General features: G+C 62.8%; 9 protein-coding genes and 1 pseudogene. 3 read left to right on the top strand and 7 right to left on the bottom strand.

What is annotated here, in order from left to right; genetic code table 11:
• Positions 1-344, top strand: a pseudogene (locus tag F6S12_RS27920) (hypothetical protein); the annotation flags it as partial.
• 3 nt (positions 345-347) lie between these two features.
• Here the strand turns inward: F6S12_RS27920 and F6S12_RS27915 are convergent.
• Positions 348-1,004, bottom strand: a complete 657-nt coding sequence (locus F6S12_RS27915) for an HD domain-containing protein (RefSeq protein WP_315869558.1) — start codon at positions 1,002-1,004, stop codon at positions 348-350.
• Between the two features lie 544 nt (positions 1,005-1,548).
• Here F6S12_RS27915 and F6S12_RS27910 point away from each other — a divergent pair.
• Positions 1,549-1,749 (top strand): hypothetical protein, encoded by a 201-nt coding sequence (locus tag F6S12_RS27910; RefSeq protein WP_152686298.1) that lies wholly within the window; start codon positions 1,549-1,551, stop codon positions 1,747-1,749.
• Between the two features lie 240 nt (positions 1,750-1,989).
• Here F6S12_RS27910 and F6S12_RS27905 read toward each other — a convergent pair whose 3' ends face one another.
• Together F6S12_RS27905 and F6S12_RS27900 are read right to left on the bottom strand one after the other, a co-directional pair.
• A complete protein-coding gene (locus tag F6S12_RS27905; RefSeq protein ID WP_011062092.1) occupies positions 1,990-2,826 on the bottom strand; it encodes a bifunctional allantoicase/(S)-ureidoglycine aminohydrolase in 837 nt (278 codons plus the stop codon).
• A 186-nt stretch (positions 2,827-3,012) separates the two neighbouring features.
• Positions 3,013-3,897: a LysR substrate-binding domain-containing protein gene (locus tag F6S12_RS27900; protein ID WP_011062093.1), complete on the bottom strand. Its 885-nt coding sequence runs from the start codon at positions 3,895-3,897 to the stop codon at positions 3,013-3,015.
• Positions 3,898-4,120: 223 nt separating this feature from the next.
• Between F6S12_RS27900 and F6S12_RS27895 the strand changes: the two genes are divergently transcribed.
• A complete protein-coding gene (locus F6S12_RS27895; protein WP_015636219.1) occupies positions 4,121-4,315 on the top strand; it encodes a hypothetical protein in 195 nt (64 codons plus the stop codon).
• A gap of 80 nt (positions 4,316-4,395) precedes the next feature.
• Here the strand turns inward: F6S12_RS27895 and ykgO are convergent, their stop codons facing one another.
• From ykgO to F6S12_RS27875, 4 genes are all read right to left on the bottom strand, one after another.
• Complete coding sequence (gene ykgO / locus F6S12_RS27890; protein WP_011062095.1) at positions 4,396-4,545, bottom strand: type B 50S ribosomal protein L36; 150 nt, start codon at positions 4,543-4,545, stop codon at positions 4,396-4,398.
• A gap of 186 nt (positions 4,546-4,731) precedes the next feature.
• Entirely contained in the window at positions 4,732-5,946 is a 1,215-nt protein-coding gene (locus tag F6S12_RS27885; protein ID WP_315869557.1) for a TPM domain-containing protein, read from the bottom strand.
• Between the two features lie 156 nt (positions 5,947-6,102).
• Positions 6,103-7,509, bottom strand: coding sequence for an aldehyde dehydrogenase family protein (locus F6S12_RS27880; protein WP_053159370.1), 1,407 nt, complete (start codon positions 7,507-7,509; stop codon positions 6,103-6,105).
• A gap of 10 nt (positions 7,510-7,519) precedes the next feature.
• Positions 7,520-8,563 (bottom strand): homoserine dehydrogenase, encoded by a 1,044-nt coding sequence (locus F6S12_RS27875; RefSeq protein WP_315869556.1) that lies wholly within the window; start codon positions 8,561-8,563, stop codon positions 7,520-7,522.
• Positions 8,564-8,757 lie beyond the last annotated feature (194 nt).

The raw sequence follows: 8,757 nt of genomic DNA, 5'->3' as shown, positions 1-8,757 counted from the left end.
CCGACCCCAGGATGGTCAGCTACCACGCTGGGGGCCATGTGCACCCCAATGTCTCGATCACCGGCAGCAGGCCCCTGACCATGGCGGATTCAGGTAAGTCGATCCTGGTCATTAGCGACACCGACGTCACGCTCACGATAGGTGACGATGTGACTGAAGGGTTCAAGGCCACTCTGATCCAGGCTGCGGCAGGCAAGATCAACATCGCGGTATCGAGCAGCCACATGATCTACAGCAACGCAGGGGGCCGCACGCGCACGCTCAATCCCCTGGATGAGCTGGAAGTCAGTACTTTCCCATTCGGCCCGGTGTTCCTGGCCTTCCGCGTCAGGCCTACGGTCTGACGATTAATCGGGAGCTCCGATCTCCTCCATGAATCCGTCCAGGAAATCCTTCAGGCGCGCATGCCTGACTGCCGCCAACCGCGCCCCTTCGACCGTCTGAAATCCCGAGGCAAGGGAGAGTAGCTTGGTGTGGAAGTGCTCAATGGTAAAACGCTTGTCTTGATAGGGCCTGCCGATGGCGGTGGGGTTTGTGATGTCGTACAGCGCAGAGCCCATTCGCCCAGCGATGTAGAAACAACGGGCGACTCCGATCATGCCGATGGCGTCCAGGCGGTCGCTGTCCTGAAGGATCCTGGCTTCCAGGGTGAGGGGTTCGACGCCCGCGGAGAAGCTATGAGCCTGGACCGCGTGGGCAACAAGCTCAATACGCGGGGCAGGCCAGCCCATGCGCTGCAGAATAGACGCTGCTTTATTGGCCGAAAGAGTGGATGCCTGCGACCGCAATGGCGAGTTTTTCTCGACGGCCACGCAATCGTGCAAGAGGGTTGCGGCAAGCAACGCCTCCAGGTCCCCACCTTCCTTGTCCTGCAGGCGCCGAACATTCATCCAGACCCGATGAATATGAGAAAGATCGTGAGAGCCGTCCATGCTGTCCTCAGGCAGGAAAGCGAGCAAGTCGGACGCCAGGCTCTGGTAAGGAAAAAACGGCTCTTCAAGCATTTCGTGGCTCCATGGAAGTACTGATCCTGCAGCGTCGGCGAAACGACTCGAGCAGATATCTCGGCGCTATAGAGAATCGGCGGCTAAGCAGAGAAGTACTTGAGCCAATAAGCATCCCGGCATTCATTGGTGAAGCTGATGTGAGCAGGGCGGATGATTTTGTCGAGAGGTTGGCGAACCCCCTCATGGCAGATCCAGCCTTCGACGCAGGCTGCATCGCTGGGAAACCGCCCTGCTCTGCTAGCCGCTTGATGAGTGCCCTGTCATCGTCGGCGGTGACGGTGTCCCCCTGATCGAGCCGGCTTTCCTGACTCGCGTTGTCAAGTAGCGCGGTGCGAGGCGATGCAACTCCCAGGCTCGCACTGACGTAGCTGGCAAGGTGGTCTGAATGAACCATGGACTGTGTCCGCAGGTGGATTAGGACGACTGACAAGCACGCTGACGACGCGCTGGGACTTTACCGATAAGGCGAGCCAATCGACAACCCTGGCCAATGCCACACGCTGTATCCGTTACTCACCTGTAGCAGGAACCTTTTTCCGGAATGGCAATCAGTGCTGCACGCTTTCCGATCAATCATTCAGTGGGCACCGACATGATCTTGAGAAAAACGGCTCTATACATGGCCTTGGTAATGGCAGGCGTCCTTATCGGCTACAGCATCAAGCCCAGCAACGGGCTCCAGGTAACCGCAGGGCAACTTATAAGCTGCGGCAAGACCACCATTCCAACCATCGAGATGTGATGCCGGCGCACCTGCGCGCCCTCCTCCCTCGCAGCAGATTCCAGCAGGCCCTCAACGACCTTGGACCTGGGCACCGCGCAAAAGAGCAAGACATTGCCAGGGGCGATTGCCTGCGCCCATTCTGTACTGCACTCCAGGCTCTACCCCTCAGACAAAAGAAAACCGGCGAATGATCGCCGGTTCCTGTCACTCGCCGTTCAGCAGTGCGGAGGCCAGAACGGCCCCTGCACTGCCGTCGGATCAATGCGCTGCGTTGAGGGTCAGGCGCATCTGGCGGTTCACATCCTTGTACAGCAGGTAGCGGAAACGACCCGGGCCGCCGGAGTAGCAGGCCTGTGGGCAGAAGGCGCGCAGCCACATGAAGTCACCGGCCTCGACCTCGACCCAATCCTGGTTCAGGCGATACACCGCCTTGCCTTCCAGGACGTACAGGCCGTGCTCCATGACGTGGGTCTCGGCGAACGGAATCACGCCGCCCGGCTCGAAGTTGACGATGTTGACGTGCATGTCATGGCGCATGTCGCTCATGTCGACAAAACGCGTGGTGCTCCAGCGACCTTCGGTATCGGGCATGACCCGCGGCTCGATGTCCTGCTCGTTGGTGACGAAAGCGTCCGGGTATGGCACGCCATCGACTTTCTGGTAGTGCTTGCGGATCCAGTGGAAACGCGCCTCGGTGCCGCTGGTGTTGCGCAGCTTCCAGTCGGCAGCCGGTGGGATAAAGGCATAGCCGCCGGGCTTGAGGACGTGCACCTGGCCTTGCAGGGTCAGGTTGACCTCGCCTTCGACGACGAACAGTACCGCTTCGGCGTTGGGGTCCTGCTCGGGCTTGTCGCTACCGCCATTGGCGCCGACTTCAACGATGTACTGGGAAAAGGTTTCAGCGAAACCCGACAGCGGACGAGCGATGACCCACATGCGCATGTTGTCCCAGTGCGGCAGGTGGCTGGTGACGATGTCGCGCATCACGCCCTTGGGGATCACGGCGTAGGCTTCGGTGAACATTGCGCGGTCGGTGAGCAGTTCGGTCTGTGCCGGGTGCCCGCCGTGAGGCGCGTAATAGGTGGTTTTGGACATGGAGACTCTCCTCATTGTTGTTTTGCTGCCCCGCGCGGCAACGCCGCCAGGGTGAACAAACCTGCGGGTCGACGCGCCAGGGAAGCGGCGCGGACCGCTGCTGGCCACCACGATATCCAGCGTTACGCACATGCACAAATTAAATACTGGAATCCGCCATATTCATTTATCGAATGCCGCGCAACTTCAGCCCTGAGTGTCCTGGGCCAGCACCCGCGACAAGACTCGCGCCAGTTCCTTGACCATGGGATCTGCCGCCGGGCGGTGCAGCAACGCCACCTCGAACACGTCCACCGAGGGTAGCCCGGTGCTTTTGGACAGGACCTGGTGGCCAGCCGTGACCGCACGCAATGGCAGCAGGCCTATGCCCATGCCATCGGCAATGGCCGACTGCAGGCCGCTGAGGCTGGAGCTGGTGAAGCTGATATGCCAGCGCCGGCCCACCGCCTCCAGGGCATTGATCATGGCATCGCGGTACACCCCGCGCGGCGGGAAGGTAACGATAGGCAGCGGGTCGAGATCGATGCAGGGGTTTTTCGCGCTATCCACCCATCGGGTCTTCTCCGGCCAGCAGGCCAGTGCCTCGCGGCTGTTGCGCAGTTGCTTGAGCACCACCAGGTCCAGTTCGCCACGGTCATAACTGGCGTTGAGGTCGCGACTCATGCCGCTGGTGACCTCCAGCTTGACCTGGGGATAGCGCCGGTTGAACGCAGCCAGTTGCTCGGTGGTGCGGCCGGCAGCGAAGTCGTCCGGCACGCCGATACGCACCGTCAGCACCACCGTGGCCCCGGACAGCGCCTCGAACATTTCATCGTTCAGTGCCAGCAGGCGCCGGGCATATCCCAGCAGGGTCTCGCCGGCATCGGTGGGCAACACATCGCGATTGCCGCGCTCAAGCAGGCGCTGCCCGACCATCTCCTCCAGGCGGCGAATCTTCTGGCTGATGGTGGATTGGGTGGAATGCAGGCGGGTGGCGGCCGTGGTGAAACTGCCGCAGTCGGCCACCGTGACAATGGCCCGCAGCAAGTCGAGGTCGAACAGGCGGCTATTGGGTTTCTCAATGTCGCTCATGCTGGTATCTGTTTTCTGAATGCGTTGCGCCTTTCTACCGGGTCTGGCCCGAGGACACAATTGCCCCCGCGGCGCTGAGCAGCCCCGTGCCAAGGCGGCATCCTGCAAGCACGGCAGATATTTTTTCCGGGCCCGCCTGATTGGCAATGTGTATCAACATGTAACAGCGTAGGATGAGGCTCCGGTTCGCTCTATCCCTGACCCTGCTCTGGAGATGCTGAAAATGAAGTTGAACTGCCTCAAGGTATTGCTGATCGGCGCCACCCTTCTACTGGGCGCCTGCTCCAGCGCGACCACCCACCCCTGCTATTCGGACAAGTGCCGGCTTGGCGGTGGCGTGAGCAATCTGAATCTCAACGGCAACCGCGCATTGGGCAACAGCTTCAACGAGTACGGCTCGACCCTGCTGCACGACTGAAAAACCTGCCCCCCATGCCTGGGTGCTGTCGAGAGTGGCTCGCTCCAGCAGCGCCTTGTCACTCCCGACCGCCCCCGCACTCACCCCTTGTTCCGGTTCTTCGCCCCGCCCTGGCGAGCCTTGAAGCGCGGATTGGATTTGCAGATCACATAGATGCGACCGCGACGCTTGACGATCTGGCAGTCGCGGTGACGATTCTTGGCTTCTTTGAGGGACGACAGGACTTTCATGGCAACGCTTCCTTGGGACTGAAATTAATGTAATAACATATCATATTCACCAATGAGAATTATTATCAACCATCAATTTCCGCCAACCTGACCGCTCAACGATTCTCCGCGCCGCCATCGGCCCGTTGCCCGGCCCCGCAGGCTTGGGAGAGCAGGACGGCTGCGTGATCATTACCGCGCCCAGCCTCACCAACTGCCTGACGCCCCGCCGCCGCCACTGGAACCGCCGCCCCCGGAGAAACCGCCACCCGAGCTTGAGCGGCCGCCACTGCTGCTGCCACCGCCACTGCTCCAGCGAAAGCCACTGCCGCCGGCAAACAGTATGAAACTCAGGAAATAGGCGAACGGCACGACCCTCAGCCAACGCTGCGCCGCCTGCCAGGCATCCACACCCAGGCCCATCAGCAGAACCAGCGTCAGCAACACGGCAAAGCGCCACAAAAAGCCCCGGGGGCTCTTGCGCCAGCTGTTGCGCATCATCCAGTACAGCAGCCAATGGCCGCCCAGCACCAGCAGCACCCCCGCCGGCCAGGCCAGGCCGTAGAGGAAAGTCAAACGGCCCAGATACTGGCTGACCAGGGTCAGCAGGCCGATGTACAGCAGCAGCCCCAGCACCCCGTAGAACACCCGCCGCGCCTGCCACAGCCCGGCGAAGGTCGCACCGCCGATCAACATGCACAGCGGCACCAGGAACAACTGCGCCAGCCACTCATGGCCGCCCACGGCTCCCACCAGCACCGCCATCAGCACCACTGCGCCCCCCAGCACCCGGCGCCAGTTCCAGCCGGCGGCCAGCATCACCCCCGCCACCGAGCCGAAAACGAACGCCAGCAGCAAGGCATAGGCTTCGAGCGGCACCGCCTGCCCCGCAGGCTCGGGCAACGAGCCCCCGTCCACCAGCAGGATCAAGTCATCCAGGGCACGGTCGATACCGCCGGCAAAGTCGCCCTGACGAAAGGCCGGGGTCAGGTCCTGGGCGATGATCTGCCCGGCCAGCAGGTCGGTGACCACCGGTTCCAGGCCATAACCGACCTCGATCCGCACCTTGTGGTCGTTCTTCGCCACCAGCAGCAGGATGCCGTCGTCTACCCCCTTGCGCCCCAGCTTCCAGGCGCGAAACAACTGGTTGCTCAGGGCCTCGATGCTCTGCTGGCCCAGGTTGGGCAGCAGCATCACCGCGATCTGCGCGCCGCGGCGCTGCTCCAGCGCCTCCAGCTTGTGCACCATCCGCTCCTGGGTGGCGCTATCCAAGGTCGCGGTCAGGTCGATCAGCCGCCGGTCCAGGGGCACCTTCACCAGCCCCGGCGGCGCCTCCTCGGCGTGCACCAGGGCCGGCGACAGCAGCCCGAGAAACAGCGCCAGCCACAGGCCACGCCCTTGTTGCAACCACACCTTGATCATCGGCCCGCTTCCCGCATCGTTCATCCTGAAGCGGCGAACTTTACCACTGCCCGTACCGCGACCGATTCACCGCACCTCACCGCCAGCAAAAAAACACCGGGCAGGTGACCAAACCTGCCCGGTGCCCGGCGACCTGTCGTGTTGCTGCAATCAGCCTCAGCCCAGGCGGTTGAGGCACACCACCTTGGGCTGGGTCATTTCCTCATAGGCGAAACGCACCCCTTCGCGGCCCAGGCTGCCGTACTTGAAGCCGCCAAAGGGCATGGCATCGAAACGGTAATCGGAAGAGTCGTTGATCATCACCCCACCCGCCTCGATCCGCCGCGCAGCGTCCATAGCGATACGCAGGTCATTGGTGAAGATCCCTGCATGCAGGCTGTATTCGGGCTGATTGGCCAAAGCGATGGCCTGATCCAGATCGTCGAACGGTTGCAAGACCACCACTGGCGCAAAGACCTCGTCCTGCCACAGGCGACTGCCGTGGTCGACATTCTCCAGCACCGTGGCGGCGTAACAGGAACCCCGGCGCTGATGCCCACAGAGCAAACGCGCGCCCTGTTGCAGCGCTTCATCCACGACCTTCTGCGCGTTCTGCGCCGCCTGCAGGCTGATCATCGGCCCGATGTCCGTGCTGCTGGCCAGCGGGTCGCCACTGACCTGCTCCCGAGCCAGGCGCACAAAAGCCTCTCGAAACGCCTCATAGATCGAGGCCTGGACCAGCAGGCGCTGGGTGCCGATGCAGTTCTGCCCCGCCGCCCAGAAGGCTCCGGACACGCAGCTATCCACCGTCGCCGCCAGGTCACAGTCGGCCATCACGATCACCGGCGCATTGCCTCCCAGGTCCATGGCCAGCTTTTTCAACCCGGCGCTGCGGGCGATCTGCTCCCCGGTGACAAAGCCGCCGGTGAACGACACCATGCGCACCTCACGGGCTTCCACCAGGGCCTTGCCCAGGTCCGCACCACCGGTGGCCAGGGTCACCACCGAGGTCGGCAGGCCGGCATCGCGCAAGTAGTCCACCAGCTTGATCGCCGACAGCGGCGCCAGCTCCGAGGGCTTGAGAATCACCCCGTTGCCCCCGGCGATGGCCGGGCCCAGTTTGTGCGCCACCAGGTTCAACGGATCGTTGTAAGGCGTGATCGCCAGGATCAGCCCCAAGGGCTCGCGCGAAAACCAGCCCTGGCGGTTTTCCGAACCTTCATAGGCATCAAACGGCAGCACCTCGCCGGCATTGCGCTTGGCCTCTTCGGCCGACAGCTTGAGGGTGTTGATGCAGCGCTTGACCTCTTTCTGCGCCTGTTTCAGGGTCTTGCCCGCTTCATCGACGATCAACCGGGCGAAATGTTCGGCGTCGCGCTCGATGTTCAGGGCCGCCCGCTCCAGAATCCGTGCCCGCTGATAGCGCGGCAGCGCCGCGCAGTCGCTGACACCCTGGCGGGCTTGCTGCAACAGGTAGGGCACGGCACAGGCCTCAAGGCGTGGCACTGTCCCGATCAGCCGACCATCGAAGGGGCTGCAGACATCAATCGAATCGGCGGCCAGCGCCAGACGTGACAGGTTCATGGGCATGCTCCTAGCGGGCCAAGCGCGACTGGTGGATGTGAATGATGTCCGAGAGCAAGGCAAAGGCGGTCTCGATGCGCCCAGCGCCCGGCCCGGACACCGTCACCGCGCCCAGCAGTTCGGTGTTGAACGACACCGCGTTGATCGCCCCGCCAATGCCCGCCAGCGGATGGGCCAGGGGCAACAGGCGCGGCTCGACACTGGCTTGCAGCGAGCCATCGGCCAGGCGTTGGGCCGAACCGATCAGCTTCCAGCGCGCGCCCTCGGCACGGGCCTGCTCCAGGTCCTTGGCCGTCAGGCCGGAGATACCCCGGCAACTGACATCACTGACGGTCAACTGCGCGTCGAGCAATTCGTTGGCCAGGATCACCACCTTCAAGCGCACGTCAAAGCCTTCGACATCCGCGCTCGGATCGGCCTCGGCATACCCCAGGGCCTGGGCCTCGGCCACCGCTTCGGCAAAGCCCAGGCCGGCCTCCATGCGGGTCAGCACAAAGTTGGAGGTGCCATTGAGAATGCCCTCGAAACCCAGCAGCTCGCTGCCCGCCAGGGACTGCTTGGCCATGCGGATCACCGGGGTGCCGCTCATCACCGCGCCTTCGTATTCGAAGGCCGCCAGATTGCGCTGGGCCAGGGCCTTGAGCTCGGCGCTGTGCAGGGCAACGGGGCCCTTGTTGGTGGTCACCACGTGCTTGCCCTGCTCCAGGGCCCAACGGCAGAAGGTACTGGCCGGCTCGCCGTCCACCGGGTTGGTGAAAGTGGCCTCGGCAATGATGTCGGCGCCGGAGTCCTTGATCACCTCTTCGGTGAGCGCCTCCACCTGGCCGCCCGGCAGTTGCGCCAAGGCGCCCTTGGTTGCCGGCAGCTTGCTCAGCAGACCGGCATCCAACCCCTGGGGAGCGACGATGGAGCCCAGGAACAGATCGCTGATGCCAACGATCTTCAAGCTGAAACCCAGTTGTTTTTTCCACGCCTGATTGCGCTCGGCAATCAGTTGCGCCAGGGCCCGGTTGACCCCGCCGAAGCCCACCAGGGCGATGTTGTATTCAGTCATTTTTGTTGTGTTCCATCCGGGTTGATAAGCTGATGGACACAAGGTTAGGGGTCGGGACCGGGCAGTGAAATATGCCGTTTTGCTGTATTTGCTGAGCATTTTGCCCAGCGCCGGTGACCACTGCCGAAGGCTGCGCTCACAGGCGCTGGCTACGCAAAACCCGCAACCAAGACTGCCCCTGTAGCCGCTGCCGA

The organism is Pseudomonas sp. JV245A (genome assembly GCF_032424515.1).
GTDB classification, from domain to species: Bacteria; Pseudomonadota; Gammaproteobacteria; order Pseudomonadales; family Pseudomonadaceae; genus Aquipseudomonas; species Aquipseudomonas protegens.
Note: the sequence above shows the minus strand (reverse complement) of the source record. Positions and strands in the feature narration are given on the sequence as shown.